Origin of the sequence: Flavobacterium tructae (genome assembly GCF_002217475.1) — a bacterium.
Taxonomy (GTDB): domain Bacteria; phylum Bacteroidota; class Bacteroidia; order Flavobacteriales; family Flavobacteriaceae; genus Flavobacterium; species Flavobacterium tructae.
This window is the reverse complement of the sequence record NZ_MUHH01000022.1, coordinates 83,697-108,575: the sequence shown is the minus strand read 5'-3', so window position 1 is coordinate 108,575 and position 24,879 is coordinate 83,697. Positions and strand designations below refer to the sequence as shown.

Annotated in this window: 23 protein-coding genes; 13 read left to right on the top strand and 10 right to left on the bottom strand. The window is 35.4% G+C overall.

All coding sequences use genetic code 11. The features are described from left to right. Positions 1-12 precede the first annotated feature (12 nt). Positions 13-345 (bottom strand): helix-turn-helix transcriptional regulator, encoded by a 333-nt coding sequence (locus B0A80_RS10345; protein ID WP_017496198.1) that lies wholly within the window; start codon positions 343-345, stop codon positions 13-15. A 654-nt stretch (positions 346-999) separates the two neighbouring features. On the opposite strand from B0A80_RS10345, the gene B0A80_RS20790 reads away from it, so the two are divergent. The 4 genes from B0A80_RS20790 to B0A80_RS10325 all read left to right on the top strand — a co-directional run bounded on the left by B0A80_RS20790 (position 1,000) and on the right by B0A80_RS10325 (position 6,661). After that, entirely contained in the window at positions 1,000-1,170 is a 171-nt protein-coding gene (locus tag B0A80_RS20790; RefSeq protein ID WP_017496200.1) for a hypothetical protein, read from the top strand. An 89-nt stretch (positions 1,171-1,259) separates the two neighbouring features. Next, positions 1,260-4,691, top strand: a complete 3,432-nt coding sequence (locus tag B0A80_RS10335) for a hypothetical protein (RefSeq protein ID WP_089077235.1) — start codon at positions 1,260-1,262, stop codon at positions 4,689-4,691. A 63-nt stretch (positions 4,692-4,754) separates the two neighbouring features. Further along, positions 4,755-5,345 carry a hypothetical protein gene (locus B0A80_RS10330; RefSeq protein WP_070906515.1) on the top strand — a complete coding sequence of 197 codons (591 nt, stop codon included), beginning with the start codon at positions 4,755-4,757 and terminating at the stop codon, positions 5,343-5,345. Between the two features lie 239 nt (positions 5,346-5,584). After that, positions 5,585-6,661: a glycosyltransferase gene (locus B0A80_RS10325; RefSeq protein WP_017496203.1), complete on the top strand. Its 1,077-nt coding sequence runs from the start codon at positions 5,585-5,587 to the stop codon at positions 6,659-6,661. Here the strand turns inward: B0A80_RS10325 and B0A80_RS10320 are convergent. The 3 genes from B0A80_RS10320 to B0A80_RS10310 form a co-directional block, all read right to left on the bottom strand. Then, a complete protein-coding gene (locus B0A80_RS10320; RefSeq protein ID WP_070906514.1) occupies positions 6,658-7,962 on the bottom strand; it encodes a porin in 1,305 nt (434 codons plus the stop codon). The two genes, B0A80_RS10325 and B0A80_RS10320, sit on opposite strands and share 4 nt — an antisense overlap. Before the next feature lie 174 nt (positions 7,963-8,136). Further along, positions 8,137-9,216, bottom strand: coding sequence for a sensor histidine kinase (locus B0A80_RS10315; protein WP_017496205.1), 1,080 nt, complete (start codon positions 9,214-9,216; stop codon positions 8,137-8,139). Positions 9,217-9,454: 238 nt separating this feature from the next. Continuing rightward, the gene (locus B0A80_RS10310; RefSeq protein WP_017496206.1) at positions 9,455-10,138 is read right to left on the bottom strand and encodes a response regulator transcription factor; all 684 of its coding nucleotides are present in this window, start codon (positions 10,136-10,138) and stop codon (positions 9,455-9,457) included. A gap of 230 nt (positions 10,139-10,368) precedes the next feature. On the opposite strand from B0A80_RS10310, the gene B0A80_RS10305 reads away from it, so the two are divergent. The 4 genes from B0A80_RS10305 (at position 10,369) to B0A80_RS10290 (ending at position 16,108) form a co-directional block, all read left to right on the top strand. Then, positions 10,369-13,143 (top strand): TonB-dependent receptor, encoded by a 2,775-nt coding sequence (locus B0A80_RS10305; protein ID WP_089077234.1) that lies wholly within the window; start codon positions 10,369-10,371, stop codon positions 13,141-13,143. Positions 13,144-13,359: 216 nt separating this feature from the next. Continuing rightward, positions 13,360-14,541, top strand: coding sequence for a hypothetical protein (locus B0A80_RS10300; RefSeq protein ID WP_089077272.1), 1,182 nt, complete (start codon positions 13,360-13,362; stop codon positions 14,539-14,541). Positions 14,542-14,648: 107 nt separating this feature from the next. Then, a complete protein-coding gene (locus B0A80_RS10295; protein ID WP_017496209.1) occupies positions 14,649-14,987 on the top strand; it encodes a T9SS type A sorting domain-containing protein in 339 nt (112 codons plus the stop codon). Between the two features lie 140 nt (positions 14,988-15,127). After that, positions 15,128-16,108: a LuxE/PaaK family acyltransferase gene (locus tag B0A80_RS10290; RefSeq protein ID WP_089077233.1), complete on the top strand. Its 981-nt coding sequence runs from the start codon at positions 15,128-15,130 to the stop codon at positions 16,106-16,108. 75 nt (positions 16,109-16,183) lie between these two features. On the opposite strand, the gene B0A80_RS10285 is transcribed toward B0A80_RS10290, so the two are convergent. Together B0A80_RS10285 and B0A80_RS10280 are read right to left on the bottom strand one after the other, a co-directional pair. Continuing rightward, entirely contained in the window at positions 16,184-16,774 is a 591-nt protein-coding gene (locus tag B0A80_RS10285) for a uracil-DNA glycosylase family protein (protein ID WP_070906510.1), read from the bottom strand. Positions 16,775-16,835: 61 nt separating this feature from the next. Further along, positions 16,836-17,051, bottom strand: a complete 216-nt coding sequence (locus B0A80_RS10280) for a helix-turn-helix domain-containing protein (RefSeq protein WP_070906509.1) — start codon at positions 17,049-17,051, stop codon at positions 16,836-16,838. A 130-nt stretch (positions 17,052-17,181) separates the two neighbouring features. Here B0A80_RS10280 and B0A80_RS10275 point away from each other — a divergent pair, with 130 nt between their 5' ends. Continuing rightward, entirely contained in the window at positions 17,182-17,391 is a 210-nt protein-coding gene (locus B0A80_RS10275; protein WP_070906508.1) for a hypothetical protein, read from the top strand. Positions 17,392-17,536: 145 nt separating this feature from the next. On the opposite strand, the gene tyrS is transcribed toward B0A80_RS10275, so the two are convergent. Next, a complete protein-coding gene (gene tyrS / locus B0A80_RS10270; protein ID WP_070906507.1) occupies positions 17,537-18,832 on the bottom strand; it encodes a tyrosine--tRNA ligase in 1,296 nt (431 codons plus the stop codon). Between the two features lie 195 nt (positions 18,833-19,027). Between tyrS and B0A80_RS10265 the strand changes: the two genes are divergently transcribed. After that, entirely contained in the window at positions 19,028-20,032 is a 1,005-nt protein-coding gene (locus B0A80_RS10265; protein WP_089077232.1) for an NAD-dependent epimerase/dehydratase family protein, read from the top strand. Here B0A80_RS10265 and B0A80_RS10260 read toward each other — a convergent pair whose 3' ends face one another. The 3 genes from B0A80_RS10260 to B0A80_RS10250 are packed head-to-tail and all read right to left on the bottom strand — an operon-like array spanning position 20,033 to position 22,580. After that, on the bottom strand, positions 20,033-20,494 hold the full coding sequence (locus B0A80_RS10260; RefSeq protein WP_089077231.1) for a DUF4296 domain-containing protein: 462 nt from the start codon (positions 20,492-20,494) through the stop codon (positions 20,033-20,035). Between the two features lie 9 nt (positions 20,495-20,503). Then, on the bottom strand, positions 20,504-21,844 hold the full coding sequence (locus B0A80_RS10255; protein WP_026109959.1) for a dihydroorotase: 1,341 nt from the start codon (positions 21,842-21,844) through the stop codon (positions 20,504-20,506). Positions 21,845-21,854: 10 nt separating this feature from the next. Then, positions 21,855-22,580, bottom strand: coding sequence for a polyprenol monophosphomannose synthase (locus tag B0A80_RS10250; RefSeq protein WP_017496217.1), 726 nt, complete (start codon positions 22,578-22,580; stop codon positions 21,855-21,857). 105 nt (positions 22,581-22,685) lie between these two features. Here B0A80_RS10250 and B0A80_RS10245 point away from each other — a divergent pair, with 105 nt between their 5' ends. The 3 genes from B0A80_RS10245 to B0A80_RS10235 all read left to right on the top strand — a co-directional run bounded on the left by B0A80_RS10245 (position 22,686) and on the right by B0A80_RS10235 (position 24,842). Beyond that, on the top strand, positions 22,686-23,354 hold the full coding sequence (locus B0A80_RS10245; protein ID WP_017496218.1) for a DUF4271 domain-containing protein: 669 nt from the start codon (positions 22,686-22,688) through the stop codon (positions 23,352-23,354). A 14-nt stretch (positions 23,355-23,368) separates the two neighbouring features. Then, positions 23,369-24,118, top strand: coding sequence for a uroporphyrinogen-III synthase (locus B0A80_RS10240; RefSeq protein WP_026109960.1), 750 nt, complete (start codon positions 23,369-23,371; stop codon positions 24,116-24,118). A 253-nt stretch (positions 24,119-24,371) separates the two neighbouring features. After that, positions 24,372-24,842 (top strand): Lrp/AsnC family transcriptional regulator, encoded by a 471-nt coding sequence (locus B0A80_RS10235; RefSeq protein WP_017496220.1) that lies wholly within the window; start codon positions 24,372-24,374, stop codon positions 24,840-24,842. The last annotated feature ends 37 nt before the right edge of the window (positions 24,843-24,879 follow it).

Genomic DNA, 24,879 nt, shown 5'->3' with positions numbered 1-24,879 from the left:
TTAAAATAAAAACTACACCTTCTTCAGATCGCGAATGGTTTGTTTCAACTCTTTTATACGTTCTTCATATTCCTCAATTATTTTACCCGATAAATGAGCGGTGGTAGTGGAGGAACCCTCTCCATTCAGATCCTGTTTTTTATGTTCAACTTTCAATAAATCCTCAGGAATTATCTCAAAAATTTCGCAGATTCTTAAAATATGATTCGCCCATGAACTGCTTTCACCACTTTCCATTCTGGCATATGCTGATTGTGAGATATGAAGAAAATCTGCCACTTCTTCCTGTGACATTCTCTTATTTTTCCGAAGTATTTTAAGCTTGTTTCCTACAATTACATTCATGATTTAGCAAATTTTTCCGTCCAAAATAATAGAGGACACTTTTACATATATATACTCACAAAAAACAAATAATTTTTAAAATAAAAAAACATATGCCAATTTCTTATTAAAAATACCCGATAATCACATAATAGAGAACCTTACAAAATGTTAAATTAGCGCCACCGAAAAACAAATAAATAATTTCTTGTGCTTAACCACGCCCAGGAATTTGATTAACACCAAAAACACTAAACCCAAAAAACCATGACCCGACCAGTCTTATTTCTCTGCCTTTTGATCATTATTATAGCATTAGGATATCGCTTTAGTAGAAAAAACAGTTAAATCATTTTATCAAAATCCCCCTCCTCTGATAAAAACTTAACCCTCGAAAATAATGGATTTCAATACTAAACCTACAAAAGAAACCCAAAACAACTGGAACCGCGATCCAAATAATTGGATTTGGGGAATTTTTTATTACAATCCTCTGGATAAAAGATTATTTCCTGCAAAAAAAATTAAGCAACTTAGGTGGACCATAAATTTTGCAAACCCCAATTCAATATGCATCGCCATAGCAATAATCGCTGTACTACTAATTTTCACAAGAAACTCTTAGTACCTGAACTCAAAACAGCTGATTATTATTTTTAAATCACCCTTAAAAACATGAAACTTTTTATACTCAAATATAGCATTGCTGTTATAAGCTGTCTTTATCTGGCCTACTTCTTTTACAATTCAGAACGTGCCGGCAGCATGATCAAAACGGGAACCGCTCTTGTTTTAGCACTTTCTATTTTTATGACGATGTGCTGTCAGATTAGAAGCGGAAGATAACGCTGATCAATCATAAGTTAGTCTGAATTACTGACTCTTTATTTCCCAATTATAAATACTACTTTTGATTTTTGAGAGTTAAAGTATTTATGTTGAAAAAATTACTGGTTCTTACTATTTTCATCTGGTTTTCCGGGCTTCAGGCACAGGAAACGATATCATCGTACAAAACCAGGAAAATAATTGCCAGTCGGGATACTATTCATCTTGAAGAAGTAAGTATCAATTCGGGATTCTTTCAGCTTTTCAATACCAAAAACGAACCTCTCGATTCTACCTTTTATAAAGTTGATTTTAAAAAAGGTACTCTACTCCTCAATGAAAAACTTGTCACAACAGGTGATACTTTATTGGTCAATTATTTAAAGTACCCCGATTTTCTCACCAGGGAATATACTTTATACAAATCAAATCAGGTCGTATCCAACGACATTGGTACTGAAAAGTTGTATAAAATTAATAATGCTGTCACCAAAAAAGTCACTCCGTTTGATGGTTTAAATACATCTGGAAGCATTACAAGAGGCGTAACTGTTGGAAACAACCAAAACACTGTTCTAAATTCCAATCTGGATTTGCAGATCACAGGAAAAATATCCGACAAAATTAGTTTACGGGCCTCCTTACAAGACAGCAATATCCCGCTTCAGGATGGCGGTTACTCTCAAAAACTGGATCAGTTTGATAATATCTTCATGGAACTTTTCACAGACGACTGGAACATCAGGGCCGGAGATGTTTTTTTAGAGAACAGAAAAACTCAGTTTTTAAATTTCAATAAAAAAGTTCAAGGGCTTTCGGCCAGTTTTAATTTTGGTACCGACGAAAACAAAACCAACATTTTTGCTTCGGTGGCTTTTGTAAAAGGACAATATGCCAAAAGTACTTTTACAGGCCAGGAAGGAAATCAGGGGCCTTATAAATTAAAAGGACAAAATGGTGAATTGTATGTTCTGGTAATTTCAGGCTCTGAGCGTGTTTACGTCAATGGTGTTTTGCTGAAACGTGGAGAAAATAACGATTATGTGATCGACTATAATGCCGGTGAAATTACTTTCACTTCTCTTTTTACGATTACTTCCGAAATGCGAATTAATGTAGAGTACCAGTATTCTGAACGAAATTACAACAGACTCGTGACCTACGCAGGCGGAACTCACGAAAGCAAAAACTGGAGTTTTGGCGGTTATCTTTATTCTGAAAACGACATGAAGAATCAGCCCTTACAGCAAAATCTTTCAAAAGAGCAGGTTCAGATTTTAAGTCAGGCCGGAGATGATCCGAATTTAATGAAAGCCCCTTCGGCGTATGAAGACACCTATGCCGATACTAAAATACTTTACAAAAAAAAAATAGTCAATTCTGTCGAAATTTATGAATATTCAAAAGATGCGAGTACTGTTTTATACAACGTAAAATTTAGTCTTGTCGGAAACAATGCCGGTAATTACATCATTCAGAACAACAATTCGGTAGAACGCATTTATGAATATGTAGCTCCTGTTAACGGAATTTTACAAGGAAATTATGAACCACTTGTAAATCTGGTCGCCCCTATAAAATTGCAAGTTGCTACCTTTTTAGGAAAATACAATCCGGACGAAAAGACCCTGGTTGACTTTGAGATTGCAGTAAGCAACAACGACAAAAACCTGTTCTCTAAAATAGATGATGCTAATAATGACGGTATCGCTATTAAAACCAACATCAAAAAACGTCTTTTTACACGAAGCTGGTCCTTGGATGCCTTTGCAAACTATCAATTCGTTCAGGAAGATTTTAGGTCTGTTGAGCGTTTGTACAATATCGAATTCAACCGTGACTGGAATTTAAACGAGATACTTTTGGGGAACCAAAACATGTTGATCACAGGACTAAATTTTGATTTATTTGCCAAAAAAGAGACTTCCAATATTGGATTGTTTACCTATCAATTTGAGAAGTTAGATTACTCCGAAAGTTATTCCGGATCGCGTCACACCTCAACAGCACTTTTTAAACTGCAGCAATGGACGATCGAAAACAGGGGCAGCTTCCTGAATTCAGATGCTATAAATTCTACTTCAAAATTTATCCGGAATCAAACCCGAACTAAATATCATTTTGGTAAAAACTGGGTCGGCGCCAGTATGCAGCTTGAAAACAATCAGCAGAAGAATAAAATCACTAATCAGTTTTCGGCTTTAAGCCAAAGATTTTCAGAATATGGTGCTTTTATTGGCCGTGGTGACAGCACTAAAGTTTTTGTTGAAATTGGTTATTTGCAACGTCGAAACGATAGTTTGCAAAACGGATTTTTAAAGCATGTAAACAATTCTCAAACTTACTTTTTAAAATCAAAATTGATTCAGAATAAGAAAACGGATCTGGCCGTATATGCCAGCTATCGCAAATTGGATTTTACAGATGCTTCCCGAAAAAATGAACCTTCGTTAAACTCCAGAATACTCTATAACGATCGTTTTTTTAATCAGCTGGTGCAAATTGGAACCACCTATGAAACCAGTTCAGGAACGATTGCCCAACAGGAGTTTACCTATATTGAAGTTCCGACGGGTCAGGGTGTTTATACCTGGAACGATTACAACGGAAACGGAATTCAGGAACTCGAAGAATTTGAAATTGCAGCCTTTCCCGATCAGGCTCGCTACATCCGAATCTTTTTACCAAATCGGGTGTACATCAAAACCAATCAAAATAGGTTCTCCCAATCTGTGGCATTAAACCCATTGCAGTGGCAGAACGAAACTGGTTTCAAAAAACTCCTCTCTTATTTTTACAATCAGACATCCTTTATCATGGATCGTAAGGTAAAAAGTCAGGGAGAGCGTCTGGAATTGAATCCGTTTAATTCTTCAGAAGAAAATATTCTGGGACTTAATTCGAGTTTCAGAAATAGTCTATACTATAACCGCGGCAAACAAAAACACTCTGTTACTTATACTTATTTGGTCAATAAAGGTAAAAGCCTGCTTTCGATCGGATCGCAAAATGTTCAAAACAATTCACATCAATTGCAATACACTCATTTGTATCAAAAAAGCTGGCTGTTTAACTTCTTTACCAAAACGATTAAAACCGACCTGGTTTCTGAAGATTTTGTCGAAAAAAACTATGCAATCACGGGCTACCAAATGGCTCCCAAAGTGAGTTATTTGTTCTCAAAAAACACCAGTCTGGATTTCTTTTTTGAGTTTCAGAACAAAGAAAATCAGATAGGAAATTTTGAAGCTCTGGTTCAAAATCGATTGGGAACTTCTTTTTCGTTTGCGGGAGAAAAGAAAATAACGGTAAACGGAGAATTTTCTTTTTACCGGAATAAATTCACAGGAAATGAATTTTCATCAGTAGGATTTCAAATACTCGAAGGGCTACAGGCCGGACAAAATCTGGTGTGGAAGTTTCTTTTACAAAAAAATATAACTCAGTTTTTAGATGTGAATTTAAATTATCAGGGACGAAAGAGTGAGACTGGTCCGGTAATTCACACCGGAAACATACAGCTCCGTGCTTATTTTTAACAGTTTACGAAAATCATATTCATAAATTGTTTAATTTTAGTAGGAATTTAAACTTGTAACATTATGAAAAAATTATTAGTACTTTGTTTTGTAGTTCTTCTGTCTTCTAATTTCTATGGGCAAGATGTAACTACAAAAGCAGTGAAAAGCAAAACCGAGGCTGCTGCGAAAAAGAAAAAAGCGGAAGCAGATAAAGCGAAAGCAGACGCTAAAAAAGAAACTGCAAAATCCAAAAAGGCAGCTGATGATGCCAGCAAAGCGGCAGCAAAAGCGACAAAAGAGTCTGCAAGCGCAGCAAAAAAAACGGCCGACAAACAGGCAACCAAAGCTAAAAACGAGGCCACAAAAGCAAAAACTGATGCTGTAAAAGCCACAAAAACTGCTGACAAAGCGGCAAGCACAAAAGCCGCCGGTGTAAAAGCTGAGGCAACAAAAACAGCAGCAAAAGCAACTGAAGCTTCAAAAGCAGCACAAAAAGACGCCACTGCTGCGAAAAAAACAGTTTCGAAAACAATAAAAGAAACAAATGAAAAAGCTCCAAAAGTAGCCGATAAAGTAACTGGCGAGTACAATGGAAAAAAAGTATATACCGGACCAAAAGGCGGTAAATACTACATTAATAAAAATGGAAACAAAACCTATATTCAGGATTAAAGTTCCTTTTACCAATATCTGAAAGGGGTTACTTACAGTAACTCCTTTTTTTTGTTTATTGAGAAACCAAATATTCGTTAACATACAAGTAACTTTTCCTTCCAAACACTACTAATTCCACAACCTAAACAACGAATTATATGGGCTGAAGACCCTTATAGAGTTAATAATTTAGTAATACATACGAAATAACACAAAAAGCATATTTCTTTATCTTCGTTTTTAAAAAGTGTTACACTATGAGCATTGACTATTCTGCGAACAAAACAATTTTAGTTGCTCCATTAAACTGGGGATTAGGTCATGCGACAAGATGCATCCCTATTATAAAAGCACTTCAGGAAAACAATTACATCCCGATAATTGCTTCTGACGGTGTTGCGTTAGCATTGTTACGAAAAGAGTTTCCATACATTCAAACCCTTGAATTACCATCTTATCATATCGAATACGCCAAGAATGCTAAAAACTTTAAATGGAAGCTGATTAAAAACCTGCCAAAAATGATTGTTGCCATCCTTGACGAAAAAAAAATCGTAAAAAGCTGGATCAAAAAACACGGAATAGACGGTATTATTTCGGATAACCGACTGGGGGTTTTCAGTAAAAAAGTCCCTTCCGTTTTTATGACACATCAATTGAATGTCATGACCGGGAACACCACCTGGTTCACCAGTAAATGCCATCAGCATATCATAAAAAAATACACAGAGTGCTGGGTTCCGGACACCAATGACACGGTAAATCTAACCGGAGAACTGGGGCATCTTAAAACGGATGATCTAAAATTAAAATATATTGGTCCATTAAGCAGAATGCGCAAAAAGGACACTCCAAAAGTATATGATCTGATGATTATCCTATCAGGACCCGAACCTCAGCGCACTTTTTTGGACGAAAAATTACAGAAAGAAGTTGTCAATTATAAAGGTAAAGTAGTGTTTGTTCAGGGTATTGTGGAAAAAATACAAACCAAATGGCAAGCCGGAAATGTTACGTATTATAATTTCATGAACTCTAAACAGCTGGAGCAGACTTTTAACGAAAGTGAATTTGTCTTATGCCGCTCGGGTTACACGACTGTAATGGATTTGGCAAAATTAGGCAAGAAAGCCTTTTTTATTCCAACTCCGGGGCAATACGAGCAGGAATATCTGGCCATAAAGCTTCAGAAAGAAAATTTAGTACCTTATGCAATGCAAGACGACTTTACGATTGAAGATCTTTCAAAAGTAAAGTCGTTTAAAGGTCTGACTCAATTTAACGATACGATAGACTGGGATACTTTGTTTACCGTTTTTGAGGATGAAAACTAGAAGTTAAACTGTGCCTGCAAACGCAATAAGTTTCCTTGCTGTCTGTTCACAGGAAGTGCACTGTCCTGGAAAGTTCTGTCGGCAATCACGTATTCCGCCGTAAGTTCAAAGGCTTTTAGAGGCTGCCATTCTATACCAAATTCATAATCTCTAACGACATAACTTCTGGCATCTTTCTCATATTTCTTCCCTCCGTCGTAATATTGAAATTTGGCGAAAGGATAAATAACTTGTTTTTTAATATCTAATTTGTAATTCAGTAATACATAACCACCGTCCAGATCTGTTTCATCGACTGCGTTAGTTACTGAATTGTATCTTGGTCCTTTTCCGATATTGTACTCTGTCTGAATTCCGAAAGGTCTTGGATACAGTACAAAGGTTGCTCCAACCCTTTGATCTTTTACGTGCTGCGAATTGTTCACTTTAACTCCCGATGAAATTTCACCTGAAAAAGCCCATTTTCCGGCATAAGCCTGAATTCCGGGTTCGATAATCTGACTTCCAATTACAAATGGGTACGTTACTCTTGCCACCACATTCAAATCTCTGTTTCCATCTAATCTATTCGCAATCTGTCCATTGTAAACTCCAAAAGCGAAAACACCATAATCACCTGATCCTTTATAACCGTCTTTTACCAACATTTCAAAACGCTCTCTAATTTTAGCCGGTGCCCAGTAAAAGAACATTCCTAAATCGCGCTCGTTTAATATGGCACTGTTCAACGCATCGTTTCGATCTAAAGTTAAACGCTGTCCGCTTGACTGCATATTCTCGAAACCGTATGGTATTTTACTTTGCCCGACACGTAATCTGTACTCTCTCTTTTTATCAAAAGAAAGGTCAAAATATAAATCACGAACCTGAACAAAATTCTGAACTCCAGTAACCGGAGAACTCGCAAAATCAGGTTGAAAATAAAAAAATACATTTGGATGAACCTGACCGGAAAACACTAAACGTGCACGTCTGATAAATAAACCATTGTTTGCTTTTGCATCCGGGGCCGTAGAAGTTGTCCCCCATGATCTGTCGCACTGATCACACGATACTTTATCATTTGTAGAAAACAAACCGTTGTATCGTATCTGTGCATAACCTCTTAAAGAAATCTTATCGTACCAACGATCTTTATTCGTTTCATCATCATTCTTTTCGGATTCAGTATCCGGCAATTTTGCTTTGTTGATTGAATCAAGAAGACGTACTACTTCTTTTTTTACCTCTTCTTTACTTAAATCCTGTGCGTTTGATACACAAGTAATTAGCAACAGAATTGCTATTAGTTTTATTTTCATTCTTTTTGTTTTCTGATCCCTTAATTTTTCGAATGCAAAGATCCACCACCTATGTTAAGATATCATTAACAAGGTGTTACTATAACAAAAAGGAATTGTTTCGAAATGGTTACGTAAATTTCATTAGTGTTAAAACACTAGATTTCACGGTACTTCACTCCAACAAGCTTACAATTATTTAACTTCGGCTTTTACTGTTTTATTTGCTTTTTCAAGCGTAAAAGAGAATTCAGAACCAATTCCGAACTCACTTTCTACATATACTTTCTCTTTATGTGCTTCAATAATGTGCTTTACAATAGCTAATCCCAATCCGGAACCGCCCTCTGAACGGGTTCCACTTTTATCCACTCTGTAAAAGCGTTCAAAAAGTCTCGGAATGTTTTGTTTTTCAACACCTTCACCATTATCACTAATACGGATCAGTACTTTTTTCTTGGTTAGGTTAACAACTCCCACCTCAGTCAAACCACCTTCTTTACCGTACTTAATAGAGTTCACGATCAGGTTTTCCAGAACTTGCTGAATTCTGTCCTTATCTCCGCGAATGATTACTGACTTAATGTTCTTGCTTTCAAACGCCAGTTTAATTTTCTTTTTGTCGGCTTTCATCTCCAATAAATCGAAAACGTTTTGAATCAGTTCTACAATATCAAAATCACTCATGATTAAATCCAGGTCTCCTGATTCTAATTTGGTAATCATGTCCAGATCTTCAACGATATAAATCAATCGCTCAACACCTTTCTCCGCTCGCTTTAAATATTTTTTTCGAATATTCTTATCTTCCATAGCACCATCCAGCAAAGTTGAAACATAACCCTGAACCGTAAACAAAGGCGTTTTCAGCTCATGCGAAACATTTCCAAGAAACTCACGTCGGTATTGCTCCCTGATCTCCAGCATTTCAATTTCCAGCTTTTTATCGGTGGCAAACTTTTTCACTTCGCGCGAAAGTGTTTCCATATCAGTAGTTATAGGCTGATTGATCAATGTTGTTGTCTCTAATAATGAAACCTCATCGTATATCTTTTTGACTCTTCTGTAAATAAAACGCTCCACACGATATTGCAAGACCAGGAACGAAAAAGCATAAATGGATATTATAAAGATTATGGCGAATGCAAATTGATACTTTAATTGGTTTTTATAAAACAAAGACATCAATATCATCACAAATCCTGTTGCAAAAAGACTTATGTATAATGCTGACTTTACAGCAAATTTGTATGTTTTTTTAAAATTAATTTTCATTGAAATTATTGGGTCATTAAGAGATTAAGAAAATTAAGTTTTGTTTTTGAGTACTATTTTCTCAGGCAAAAGCAGAAAAGGAATAACTCAAAAACCATATAAGAAAATGAAGATTACACAAACTTCAATTCTTATATGGTTTAAATGTATTGAATATTTTAAAACAATTTGAATGAATTTAGATCCCGACTAAAGTTCTTAGTAACTTAACTTCTCAGAACCTCAGCACCTTAAAAATCTAAACTTCAAATTTATAACCTACTCCTTTTATGGTTTTAAAGAGGTCTTCTCCAATTTTTTCGCGAAGTTTTCGAATATGAACATCAATCGTTCTTCCTCCTACTACAACTTCATTTCCCCAGACTTTATCGAGAATTTCATCTCTTTTAAAAACTTTCCCCGGTTTTGAGGCTAACAAGTAAAACAATTCAAATTCTTTTCTTGGTAAGGCAATCTCAACGTTACCTTTAATGATCTTGTATTCTTCACGGTTAATCTCTATTCCGCCTACATTTAAAGTATCACTTACGACTTCTTGTTCTTTTAACCTTCTTAACAGCGCCTTTACTTTGGAGACCAATAATTTTGGTTTTATTGGCTTGGTAATATAATCATCTGCACCTGCGTCAAAACCAGCTACTTGTGAATAATCTTCACTTCTTGCTGTAAGGAATGTTATGATAACATTATTTAATTCGGGAATTTTTCTAATGTGTTCGCAAGCTTCCATTCCATCCATTTCTGCCATCATTACATCCATAATAATCAATTCCGGCAATTCTTTCTGAGCCTTTGCAATTGCTTCTTTTCCGTTAGAGGCAGTTACAATCTGGTAGCCTTCCTGAGCAAGGTTATAGCCAACGATTTCTAAGATATCTGGTTCATCGTCAACTAGTAAAATCTTGGTTTGTGTTTTTTTCATAAATAGCAAAAATTGAGATTTTTACATCAAATTTTCTTTATTATACATTCGATGATTTTCATTTGAGATGGTAAATATACTAATAAAATGACCGTTAAAAATTGCGGTTAACGGTAATTTAATCTGGTAACAATTTGATAATCTACGCGACACGAAAACATAACAAGTGGCTAACATGAACTTTACACAGCGTCTTTTTCTTTGCACAAAAATTTAAACACAACACTGAAATGAAATTCAATTTAAAATTTCTATTTATCACATTATTCATCTGTACGATTTCGATCGCACAAAACAAAGGTACGATTTCTGGTGTATTAACCGACAAAGAAACCAACAATGAAGCCCTACCTTTTGCAAATGTTTTATTAAAGGGAACAAACATTAGCGCAAACACTGACATTGAGGGAAAATATTCCTTAAATGTAAATCCGGGAAATTATATCATTATTTTTAGTTTCGTTGGATATGAATCTGTAGAAAAGCCAGTTACTGTAAAAGCAAATGAAACAATCACTGTAAATCAGGTACTTTCGTCAGGAAGCTTTACACTTAAAGATGTTGTTGTAAAATCATCGGCAGTAAACAAACAAAAAGAATCTGCACTGCTATTGGAACAAAAAAATGCTGTTGATATTAAACAATCTATCGGAGCACAGGAGCTTTCTAAAAAAGGAGTTAGTGATGTTGCCAATGCAGTTGTAAAAACGACTGGTATTACCAAACAGGAAGGAACAAACAATATTTTCGTAAGAGGTTTAGGGGACCGTTACAATTCAACTACAATGAACGGTTTGCCAATTCCGTCAAACGATCCTGAAAAGAAAAACATCAACTTAGATATTTTCTCTACTGACATTATCGAATATGTATCGATTGACAAAGTTTACAACGGTAAGTTCTTTGGAGATTTTGCTGGAGGAAATGTTGATATTATCTCTAAAGATTACAAAGGAAATGGATTTTTTAAAATTGATGTGGAATCAAAAGTAAACACAAATGCTCTTGGTGAAAACAACTTTAGCCTGCAAAAAGGCCCAAATGCTTTTGGATTTAGTAAAGCTGAAATTCCAAACAATCCATTGAATCAATACAATTTCAACACGCTTCAATTTGAGAAGAAAACACCTTTAGCAGGTTCATTCGGAATCTCAGGTGGAGATTCGTTTAATATTGGAAGTGAAGGAAAACTTACCGTATTTGGAACTGCTTCTTTCTCAAATGAGTATTCGTCAAGAACAAACGGAACTGCCAAGGCGAGTGTAAATGCTGCTGGTGTTGCCGGAAAAGATTTAGATTACCACTACCTGGCCTACAGCACTAACACAACAGGAATGTTTAATGCCGGATACAAAATCAACAATCGCAACAAAATCAACTTCAACTCTTTATTCATCAACACTTCTGCACAAAAGAGAGAAGAGTCATCTGGATATATTGTCGATCTTGCCAATGAAGGAAACGGATATATTCGCAGAAATGAATACGAAAAAACAGCTTTGTGGGTAAATCAATTATTGGGAGAGCACAAACTAAGCGAAAGAAGTACACTGAACTGGGGAGGTTCTTACAATATTGTAAACCAAAACATTCCGGACAGAACTTACAACACTATGAACAAAGTGAATGGTGGTTATGTAATCAACTCTCAATCTGCACCAAACAACAACCGTTACTTTCAGGACTTAAAAGAAAACGAATTGGCTGCAAACTTGTCTGTAAACTATAAGTTTAACAAAAATGACGAAGGTGATTTCAAAGGAAAATTCACTTTAGGATACAACGGAAGGTTTAAAAACAGAGATTTTGAGGCTACTCAATTCAACCTTAAAACCACAACATTTCCAGTGTCTCACACCGGTGATATTGTTGACCCAAACAACTTAGATTTATTCTACAACCAACAAAACTTAGCGAACAACTATTTCACAATTTCAACTTTCCGTGGAGGACCTGAAGTTCCTAACGCATTGGATCCGCAAACTTACGGTGGAGATTTAACGATCAACGGTGGTTTCTTAAATACAGAGTACAAATTCAATCCTAAATTCACAGCAGTACTAGGATTAAGAGCTGAAGTTATCACCCAAAATGTGGAATGGAGTACACAATTAGATCCTGCAGGAGGAAGCGATAAGTTAGAAAAAACAGCTTTCTTACCAAGTGTAGTTTTAAAGTATGAACTTAACGAAAAACAAAATTTACGTTTAGGATTCAGTAAAACGTATACATTACCTCAGTTCAAAGAAAGATCTCCTTTTATTTATGAGGACTTTTTACAGGCTAAAGTTGGTAATCCATTTTTATACGCTTCAGACGATTACAACTTTGACTTAAAATGGGAAGTTTTTCCAAAAAGTGACGAAGTTTTCTCTGTAACGGCTTTTGGAAAATACATTTTGAATCCAATTAATGAGGTAATCATTAACTCTTCTACAAATGATATTTCATATGTAAACTCTGGAGATTATGGATATGTAGCCGGAGCTGAATTAGAGTACAAAAAAGTACTTTTTAACTTTGACAGTGAACAGACAAAGAAATTAACAGGAGGTATTAACTTGTCTTACTTGTACAGCAAACAACAATTAGACGACGAAAAGGTTTTGAAAGAAACTGAAGGAACACGTCCAACTACTTTTACAAATACAACAGGTAAATTTACAGGAGCTTCTCCTTTCTTACTAAATGCTGACATCTCTTTCTACAATGAATGGAATGATAAAAACAGTAACCTGACTACAACTTTGGCTTACAATTATTTCTCTGATCGCGTTAACGCAATTGGTACACTTGAAAAAGGAGACTTGGTTGACAAAGCGGTTGGTTCATTAGATTTCATTGCAAAAGCAAAACTGAGTAAAAACTATGGTCTTGGTTTAGTTGTAAAAAACATTCTTGACCCAACAGTTAACAGAGTTCAGGAAAATCAATCTGGTGATGTAAATGTTTTGAGCTACAAAAAAGGTTTAAACTTAAGTTTACAATTTAGCTACGAGTTCTAAGCCATATAAATTGAATTAATAAAAAAGGACAGTCTGCGTACTGTCCTTTTTTTATTCTTTCAACTATAAACAGTGTGTTAAGTAGTTAACATTTAGTTAATATAAAAGCTTCATTTTATTAAACTAACAATCACGGTTGCTTAACATCCGGAAAGGATTTCTAATCCATCTTTGCATCAAGAAATTAAACACACAAAAAAAATTATTAAAACGATTATGAAAAAATCAATTTTAAACTTTGTTACAGTTATTGCTTTATCAGGAGGCTTACTTACAAGCTGTTCAAGTAGCGATGACGATAAAAAAGCACCTACTTCGACGTTTGTTGCCGACCCTGCTAACTTTCAAGGAAAGATCACTGATGGTGAAGTAATACTTGATGCTACTAAAACTTATAAATTGACAGGAGCTATAAAAGTAGAAAACGGAGCAACTTTAACAATTCCTGCAGGAACGGTTATTGAAGGTACTGGAGGAACTGCGGCATATATATCAGTTGCGCAAGGTGCAAAAATAAACGTAAACGGTACAGCTGCAAAACCAGTTATCATGACTGCTTCTGTAAAACAAGCTGGTAAATGGGGTGGTTTAGTAATTTGTGGTAAAGCTCCAATCAACCGTGTAACTGGTGGTGCTAGTACTGCTACATCTGAAGTTGCTGAATTGACTTATGGTGGAACTAACTCTGCTGATAACTCTGGATCTATCAAATATTTAAGAATTGAATACGCTGGAGCTGCTTTCAACTCTGAAAAAGAATTTAACGGAATCTCATTCTTTGGAGTAGGTTCAGGAACAATCGTTGAAAACGTTGAAGCTTACTACGGTGCTGATGACGGATTCGAATTCTTCGGAGGATCTGTAAATACTAAAAACTTAATCTCTATCGGTAACGAAGATGATCAATTTGACTGGACTGAAGGATGGAATGGTATCAACGAAAACTGGTATGGTAAATTAGACTTCGGAAAAGGAAACAGAGGAATTGAAGCCGATAACTTCGAATTCGGATATGCTTTCACTCCAATCGCTAATCCTACTATCACAAACTTAACTCTTGTTGGGCCTGGAAGTACTGCAGCTGCTGCTAACTTCGCTGAAAACCAAGCAATCAAATTAAGAAGAGGAACTAAAGCTATTATCTCAAACGTAGTTTTAAGTGCATGGGCAACTGGAATCGATGTTGAAAACGACGAAACTATTGCTTTTGTTGGAACTGCATTAAAAGTATCAAATGTATTATTTGTTACTGATGTACCTGTAAAAACTAAAGGAAAGAAAACAGACGCTTCTTCTGCTAACGTAAGTGCTATTGTTACAGAATCGGCTACTGCTACTGGAGCTGGAAACGGAGTATTAGCTCCAACATGGGCTGCTGGATGGTCAGTTGGTTTCTAATCACTTACAATATAAACTGTTAAAAACATCCTAAATATTTAGGATGTTTTTTTTTGGTGTAATTTTTGTACTTTTTTTTGTATATTTACACTAACCAAAATAACGCGATGGCAAAAAATTACTTTTATATTACTTTCTTATTGGCTTTTTTCTTTACTGTTAGTGTTTCGGCACAAGACAGTAAGCAATTACCAAAACCTCAACAGGTAGCAACCATTGAGGGTCTAAGCTTGTACCCTAACCCCGTGACCGGTGGAAAAGTAACTATCTCCTCTAAAAATGATTTAGAAAAAGAGATTATCATCTTTGATGTTCTGGGTAAAAAAGTACTTCAAACACATTTAAGTTCTCGAGAATTAAACGTTTCTGATCTGGTTCCAGGCGTTTACATCATCAAAATAAGCGAAGAAAATGCTTCAGCAACACGAAAGCTCATTATTCGATAAAACACAAAAGCTCTAATTTTCATTAGAGCTTTTTTAGTTTTCAGTCGCGGTCACAGTTTTCAGTTTCTGCGAAATCCTAAAAATGGCAACTGAAAACGATGACTAAAAACTAAAAACAATATCTTTGCACAAAAAAAGTTTTGATCACAGCCAACGATATATTTACCATTTCGAGTCAGAAACAATTTGAGAAAATAGCACTAAAAGTGTTTCGTTTTCAACATGAGAATAACATTGTCTATCGTGATTTTTGCGATTTTTTAAAAGTAAATCCACAACAGGTAAAATCATTGGAACAAATTCCTTTTTTACCCATTCAGTTTTTCAAAAGTCATAATGTAGTTTCTAATAACGATCCTGCTCAGGTAACTTTTACAAGCAGCGGAACTACAGGCATGATTACCAGCAGACATATTGTGACCGATGTAACCCTTTACGAAGAAAGTTATCGCAACGGATTTTCACAATTCTATGGCAACATAGAGGATTACGTTGTTTTAGCCCTTTTGCCGTCTTATCTCGAGCGAGATGGATCTTCGCTAATTTACATGGTTGAAGATCTAATAAAACTCTCCAATCAGCCTGAGAGTGGGTTTTACCTGCACAATCACGACGATCTTATAAAAAAATTAACCGCTTTAGACGAATCTGGTCAAAATGTAATCCTGATTGGTGTTACTTACGCCTTACTCGATTTGATTGAGAAACACCAATTCAATCTTCAGAATACTATTATTATGGAGACTGGCGGTATGAAAGGCAAACGAAAAGAAATGATTCGTGAGGAATTACACGAGCAGCTTTGTTCGGGTTTCGGTGTTTCGGCCATTCACTCGGAATACGGTATGACCGAACTTCTGGGACAAGCTTATTCTCTGGGTGAAGGTGTATTTGAATGCCCGTCGTGGATGCACATTTTGGTTCGCGATCCCGAAGATGCACTCACTTACGTAAAAGACGGAAAAACCGGTGGAATCAATGTGATTGATTTGGCCAACATTAATTCCTGCTCCTTCATTGCTACTCAGGATTTAGGCAAAAAAAATCCCAACAACTCTTTCGAAGTATTGGGACGTTTTGATAATTCTGATATTCGTGGCTGTAACCTGATGGTACTTTAGATGTTGAATCGTTAATTTGTTGAAATCGTTTAATCGCGAAAAAATCAATTAAAAAACCACATTCTAATATAAAACTTACTTCTTTAAAGAGCTGTTATCTAATATAACTTTGACCTTTTCTCTTAACTGAGGCAAAACTTTTTCCTGAAACCATTCATTTTTGGCCTGCCAGATATTGTTTCTCGGTGACGGATGCGGCAAAGGAAAAAAGTACGGTAAATAATCTTCAAAATTTCGTACCGTTTCGGTCAGTGTATTTTTGATAGTATCCCCTAAATAATATTTCTGCGAATACTGCCCTATTAATAACACAAGCTCTGCATCAGGCATTAATCTCAATACTTTTTCATGCCATAATGGTGCACACTCTGGACGTGGAGGTAAATCTCCTGTCTTTCCCGTACCCGGAAAGCAAAAACCCATTGGCATTAACGCTATCTTATCGGTATTATAAAATACTGTTTTATCAATTTGCAGCCAATTCCTCAAATTGTCTCCACTTTTATCGTTCCATGCAATATTTGTATTGTGTACGATTCGCCCTGGTGCCTGCCCTATAATTACAATTTTACTCTTTCTGCTGGCAGCAACAACGGGATTTACACCATCTTTAAGGTAATCTTCACAAACACGGCAGTTTTTAATTTGTTCCAGAAGCTCTTCCATAAATCTGATCAATTATTTAAATTAAAGCACCCTCCTGTTATGACTGTGTTATCCTTATTCCTTAATCTACAAGTTTAAGTCCTTTGCAAACATCCTTTAATAATTCACATGGATCGACATCAATTGCCAAAGCAATCAAATACAATTCGTCTGCACGTAATTTTGTGCTAGTGCTATTTGCTAATTCGCTCAAACGTGTTTTACTAATTCCGGTTTTACGGGAAACATCTGAACGATTTACTGATTTTCTAGAAAAAAATAATCCTAATTCTGTCATTATTATCTGTTTTTACAGACATAAATCTAGTAAAACAGAACAATTTTTCTGAAAATCTAAAACTTGATTTGGATTTTTATCCGAAAATCAATACGTTTGTTTAGAAAATCGGATAACTAAACTAAAAAACATGTCACTACGAAACACCTATACGAAATTACAATTAGAAGAATTAATTCACAGTCAGCTAGAAAACCTAAACGCAATGAACGATTTGATCAGTATCATGCGACACCAGAATGATTTGCTGAAAAATGCTAATAAGAAATTGAAAGAAGAAATAACAGATTTCAAAGAGTATCAAATAAAATACGCCACAAGAAGAAAACGAACCTCTTAAAAACCAGGAGATAAATAAGTGTTAGGGGCTTACTTTAGATTATACACTTCGCAAAACAATCCCTAAAAAACAGATAAAAAAAAACCGTTCCAAATTAAGTATTGAAACGGTCTTTAAAATTTAAATATTTGATCTGGCTCAAAGATTACTTTACTCTAATCACAAAATAATTCTTCTTTCCGCTTTGTAATAACACAAACTGATTATTAATTAAATCATTTGCAGTTAAGACAAAATCTTCTTTTATTTTTTCTCTGTTCACCGAGATCGAATTTGCGGTTAAGGCACGTCTCGCTTCTCCGTTTGATTTAAAGAAACCTGTTTTTTCGTTTAAAACTGTAATAATCTCCAAACCATTTTCTAAATCAGCTTTTGCGATTTCAGCCTGAGGAACACCGTCAAAAACTTCCAAAAAAGTAGCTTCATCCAGTTTTTTCAAATCTTCGGCTGTAGAATTTCCAAACAAAATATTCGACGCCTGAATTGCTTTTTCCAATTCTTCTTCAGAGTGAACAAAAATGGTAATTTCTTCTGCCAGTTTCTTTTGTAAAACTCTTAAATGCGGAGCTGTTCTATGCTCTTCGATTAAAGCTTCAATTGTATCTTTATCTAAAAACGTAAAGATTTTGATGTATTTCTCTGCATCAACATCAGTTGAATTCACCCAAAACTGGTAAAATTTATACACTGAGGTTTTATCAGTATCCAACCAAACATTTCCACCTTCAGATTTTCCAAATTTAGATCCGTCTGCTTTTGTAATCAATGGCGTTGTCAATGCAAAAGCTTTTGCACTTTCTCCTCCCATTCTGCGTACCAACTCCGTTCCGGTGGTGATATTTCCCCATTGATCCGAACCTCCCATTTGAAGCACGCAATTGTTATTTTTATATAAATGATAAAAATCGTAACCCTGAATTAACTGATAGGTAAACTCTGTAAAAGACATTCCTACACCGTCTCCGGCAAATCTTTTTTTAACGGAATCCTTCGCCATCATATAATTTACCGTGATACGTTTTCCAACTTCACGTGCAAAATCAATAAATGAGAATTCCTTCATCCAGTCATAGTTGTTTACCATAACAGGAGCATTTGCTTCTTTTGAATTAAAGTCAAGAAAACGCGACAAAACACTTTTGATACCTGCAACGTTCTTAGCCAAAGTTTCTTCATTCAACAGATTTCTTTCATCAGATTTCCCCGATGGATCACCAATCATACCGGTTGCACCTCCTACCAAAGCGATAGGCTGATGTCCAAAATTCTTTAAGTGAACCAATAAAATAATCTGAACCATACTGCCAATGTGCAGCGAATCTGCTGTTGGGTCAAAACCTATATAAGCAGCAGTTACCTCTTTTAGCAATTGTTCTTCCGTTCCTGGCATGCTATCATGATATAACCCGCGCCACTTTAATTCTTCAACTAGATTCTTCATTTTTAAAATAATTTGTGCAAATATAATCAATGACAATGGCAATGACAAAAAGCAGTTTCAATATCAATGGTAAAAAGCAATTTCAACATCTAAATTCTTAGTAACAAAGAGAAGATCATAATTGCTGATAGCAAAATCAGACCTTTGCAGCTTTGAGCTTTTGCACCTTAAAAACAAAAAAGTTATCTTTACAAAATGGTATTAGTAACAGGAGGTACAGGTTTAGTTGGCGCACATTTATTACTTCATCTGATTGAGAATGGAGAAAGTGTTCGGGCTATTTACAGAACTCAAAATAACATTCAAAAAACCAAATCGGTTTTTGAGTTGTACAATAAAGTGGATTTGTTTGAAAAAATAGAATGGCTTGAAGCCGATATCCTGGATGTCCCCTCTCTGGAAACTGCGTTCTTAGGTATTGATTACGTTTACCATTGTGCTGCTTTAATTTCATTTGATCCAAAAGACGAAGAGCTGCTTCGAAAAACCAATATCGAAGGAACTGCCAATATGGTTAATTTTTCTATTGCCAAAAATGTAAAAAAGTTCTGTTTTATAAGCTCTATCGCTGCTTTAGGTGATTTAGCAGCTCACGAAACTTACATTACTGAAGAAACAGACTGGAATCCCGAAAAGCCTCATAGTGATTACGCGATTTCTAAATACGGAGCTGAAATGGAGGTCTGGCGTGGTTTACAGGAAGGTCTAGATGTAATCATCCTAAATCCGGGTGTTATTTTAGGACCAATTCCAAAAAACAAAACTCACATACAAGGAAGCGCAGAGCTTTATGCAAAAGTTGCAAACGGTCTTTCTTTTTACACTCTTGGAAGTACCGGATTTGTCACCATAACGGATGTCATAAAAATAGCTGACGTATTAATGAAGAGTGAGATTAAAAATGAACGCTTTACCTTAATTGCCGACAATATTGTTTTTAAGGACATCCTGAATACTATTGCCGATGCTTTAAAAGTAAAAAGACCAACCATTCATGCCACGCCTTTATTCATGAATTTCCTTTGGATTGCCGACGGAATTTTTTCGACTCTGTTTTTTCAAAAAAGACGCCTGACAAAAGCAACTGCAAAGGCTTCTTATTCCAGTAATTTATATTCTAATGAAAAAATAAAAACCGCTCTGGGAGGAACGGTTTTTCAGGATATACATGCGTACATAAAAGATGTTTCGAGACTTTAACTATCTCTTTAATCGTGTTGTTTTTCGGATAGAATCCAAACTCGTCTTGCTCAGCTTGTTCTTGATCGTATTTTTAACAATAGGTTTCTTCTTTTCTTTTGCTGCTTTCTTCTCTTCAATTTTCACAATTGAATCTGTAGCTCTCTGATTGACAGCCAAACGCTTTCCTACTTCATCGAATATGCTTTTATAATTCTCATAATCGGCAGCGTAGTAACGGTTGTTTTGTGAAAATTGCACACTATCCACTTTATATTTTTTCAAAATAAAAGCAGTAGGGCTGGTTTCAACTGAATCTGCCGAAACCGGATGCTGGTATTTCATAGCTTCAAGGATAGACAAATCATACATAATATCAATCATTTTATCTTTCTCAATAAGTTTTGCAGGCTGCTTTACCAGCTCTTTTTTACAACTTACAGAAAGAAACAACACCAATATTATTACTATAAAATTTTTCATCTCAGCTTTTTATCTGTCAAACAATAGACGTTTTCCTGCGCGAATGTCTTTTACTTTAAAGTTATTGTAAACCATTTCACCGTTTACAAAAGTATGTGTAATTCTCGACTTAAAAGTAAAATTCTCAAAAGGCGACCATCCGCATTTCGCCAGAATATTTTCAGGTTTCACACTCCATGGCAAACTTGGGTTTACAATCACTAAGTCAGCAAAATAACCTTCTTTGATAAAACCTCTTTTTTCTATTTTGAAAAGTTTAGCCGGATTGTGGCACATTTTCTCGACAATTTTCTCCACGCTGATTTTCCCCTGATGGTGCGCTTCAAACATCGCTACAACCGCATGCTGCACAAGCGGACCGCCAGATGGAGCATTCACATAAGGCTGCATTTTTTCTTCTTTAGTATGTGGCGCATGATCGGTTGCTATTACATCAATACGTCCGTCATTTAAAGCTTCCCACAATGCTTTTCTATCGTCTGCTGTTTTTACCGCAGGATTCCATTTAATAAAATTCCCTTTGGTTTTATAATCTTCGTCTGTAAACCACAAGTGATGCACACAAACTTCAGCAGTAATTTTCTTTTCTTCAAGTGGAATTTTATTGGTAAACAATTCCATTTCTTTCGCAGTCGAAAGATGAAAAATATGCAAACGAGCTCCCGTTTTTTTCGCTAGAGCTACCGCTTTTGAAGAAGAAATATAACAGGCTTCTTCACTGCGTATTAAATGGTGCGCCGTTACCGGAATATCATCACCATATTGTTCTTTGTACAGCTGTAAATTATTTTTAATCGTCGTTTCATCCTCACAGTGTACCGCGATTAAAAGCGGAGTACTTGAAAAAATCTTTTCTAAAACTGCCTCATTATCTACTAGCATATTTCCTGTTGACGATCCTAAAAAGATCTTTATTCCGGCAACATTCTTCGGATTTGTTTTTAGAACTTCCTCCAGATTATCATTAGTTGCCCCCATCATAAACGAATAATTCGCAAATGATTTCACTGCTGCAACCTGATATTTATCTTCTAATATTTCCTGAGTTACAGCATTTGGAACTGTGTTAGGTTGCTCTATGAAAGATGTAATTCCTCCAGCCACCGCAGCTCTTGACTCTGACTCGATATCTCCTTTGTGTGTTAGTCCCGGTTCTCTAAAATGAACCTGATCATCAATTGCCCCCGGAATTAAATAATTCCCTTCAGCATCGATTACTTTACAATCGGATGTTTTTAAACTGATGCTGTCTGCCACTTCAACAATCAGATCGTTTTCGATTAAAACATCTCCTTCAAAAATAGATCCTTCGTTTACAATTTTGGCATTTTTTATTAGAACCCTATTTATTTTCATAGCTTTATAAAGTATTGACTAGTTTTTTCAATCGAAGTGAAATCACTCCCAGTATAGCTTCTTTGATAATGGCATTGCTCATTTTAGAAACTCCTTTTGTTCTGTCAGTAAAGATAATCGGAACCTCTTTAATTTCAAATTTAGCACAATAGGTTCTGTACTTCATTTCAATCTGAAACGCATAACCCACGAATTTAATTTTATTGAGATTGATTTTTTCCAGCACTTCTCGTTTATAACAAACGAAACCTGCCGTTGCGTCGTGAATTTTCATTCCCGTAATAAATTTCACATACACCGAAGCGAAATACGACATCAGAACACGGCTTAAGGGCCAGTTCACCACATTTACACCTGTTACATATCGGGAACCAATCGCTAAATCTGCTCCACCAAAATGGCAGGCATCGAACAATTTCTCAAGATCATTTGGATTATGCGAGAAATCAGCATCCATTTCAAAAATGAAATTGTACTGACGTTCTAACGCCCATTTAAAACCATGGACATAGGCAGTTCCTAAACCGGATTTTTTAGCTCTTTTTTCTAAAAATAACCGTTCCGGAAATTCTTCCTGCAATGCGACTACTTTATTGGCAGTGTGATCAGGCGAATTATCATCAATAATTAAAAGATGAAAAGGTTTGTGTTGCGAAAGTACAGCTCTAACTATGCTTTCAATATTTTCGATTTCGTTGTAAGTGGGGATTATGACAATACAATCATTCATTTTTCTGAGTAATTTCACCGCAAAAGTAAACTTTTTATAGCATTTGATTCATAATAAATATATAATAAAACTATTGATACAAAAAATTACTAATTTTGCATCGCTATGATTGAACAACTTCACCCCCGAATTCTGGAAAACAAAGACTGGGCAACACTTTTATTCGTGTTGACCTTTGCTGTTGTTGCCATGACTAAATCAGCTTACGAAACCCGATTTAGCGAATTCAGTAAGCTTATTTTTTCTGACAAGTATGCTAAAATCTATCGCGACAACAATCATTTAAGAAGCAGTTTTACGGTTGGTTTGTTTTTTGTACAAGTTGTTTCGTATGCTTTTTTCATCCAGCTTACCATGCACATTTTTGGATATGCATCGAAAACGGACTGGATTTTATTCATTCAGCTGGCTACCTTTTTACTTTACTTTATTCTGGGAAAATTTTTAATTGAAAAAATTGTAGCCACTTCATTCAACATTGACGAATTTGCAGAACTTTTTAACTTACAAAAAGTAACTTACAGGACTTATATAGGCGTTTTAATCCTTCCTATTAATGCTGTTTTGTTTTATTATGACAATATTCCTAAGATTGTACCCCTGGCAATAATCGCCATTTCGCTGTGTATTAGCCTGTACTCTTATTTTATTTCAATAAAAACGTATCAAAATGCAATAATCAGCAAGTTATTTTATTTTATTTTATATCTTTGCGCTCTTGAAATAGCCCCTTATTATTTCCTGTATTATTGGATTACAAAACAGGCGGCTTAGTAAATGTTTATAATATGAAAGTGAAAACAATTTTGGTGTCACAGCCTGAACCTAAAGTGGAAAATTCTCCTTACTTTGAGCTCCAACAAAAACACAAAATAAAAATTGATTTCAGACCATTTATTCATGTGGAAGGGGTTAATGCAAAAGAGATCCGATTACAGAAAATCGATCTTAATCATTATACTGCAATCATTTTGACGAGCCGTAATGCGGTGGATCATTTTTTTAGAGTAGCAGATGAGATGCGTTATAAAGTTCCTGAAGGATTGAAATATTTCTGCCAATCTGAAGCTGTTGCATTCTACCTGCAAAAGTATGTTGTGTATAGAAAGCGTAAAATTTACGTGGGAGCAAAAGACTTTGCAGATTTATCGCCGCTTATCAAAAAATACAAAGACGAAAAATTCCTTTTACCGGCGTCTGATCAGTTAAACGCTGATGCACCTGTAACATTAAACAATCTGAAAGTAGATTGGGCACAAGCTGTTTTTTACAAAACAGTAATGAGCGATCTGTCTGATCTGGCTGATGTTTACTATGATGTTTTGGCTTTTTTCAGCCCAACCGGAATCAAATCATTGTTTAAAAACTTTCCTGATTTTAAACAAAACGATACCAGAATTGCTGTCTTTGGAAGCACAACTCAAAAAGAAGCGCTTGATCATGGTTTAAGAATTGATATTCTTGCTCCAACTCCTGAAACACCTTCGATGACGATGGCTTTAGAAAAATACATTGCAGAAGCAAACAAAGGAAAATAATCCTTTTAGAAAATAACAACATTTAAATTCCAAATTCCAACCTTAAAGTTGAAATTTGGAATTTTTATTTTTAAAAATAATCCTCTCCCCAATCTTTGTTAAAGCTCTAACAAAGAAAAGCAAGCAACATTTTCAGTTTCCATTTGGAATTTGGAATTTCAAAGATTGGAATTTTATTTTTCAAATCGTTTTGAGTACATTTGATTTACAACTACAACCAAATAACTAAAATTAGTTTCAAATCACAACTCCAATGAAAATCAATTCCCTTATTATTGAAATTGACGGTATCGACAAAGAAATCCTGCGTTACCTGATGGATGATGCACGAAAACCTATTTTGCAAATTGCCAATAAAATAGGTATTTCCGGAGCTGCCATTCATCAGCGGTTGAAAAAACTGGAACAATCGGGTGTTATTTCAGGCTCTAAATTTACCGTTAATCCAAAAGTATTGGGATACAACACCATGGCCTTTGTTGGTGTTTATCTGGACAAAGCCTCCAGAAACTCCGAAGCTGTGAAAGATTTAAAAAAAATCCCTGAAGTTTTAGAATGCCACTACACCACAGGAAACTGGTCGGTATTGATTAAAATCATCTGTCGCGATAACGAACACTTAATGCAGCTTCTAAATACTAAAATTCAGGCAATAGAAGGCGTTTCCAGAACAGAAACCTTTATTTCCCTGGATCAGCAAATCGACAGGCAAATTCAACTTTAAAAAACAAAATTCCAATCTTTGAAATTCCAAATTCCAA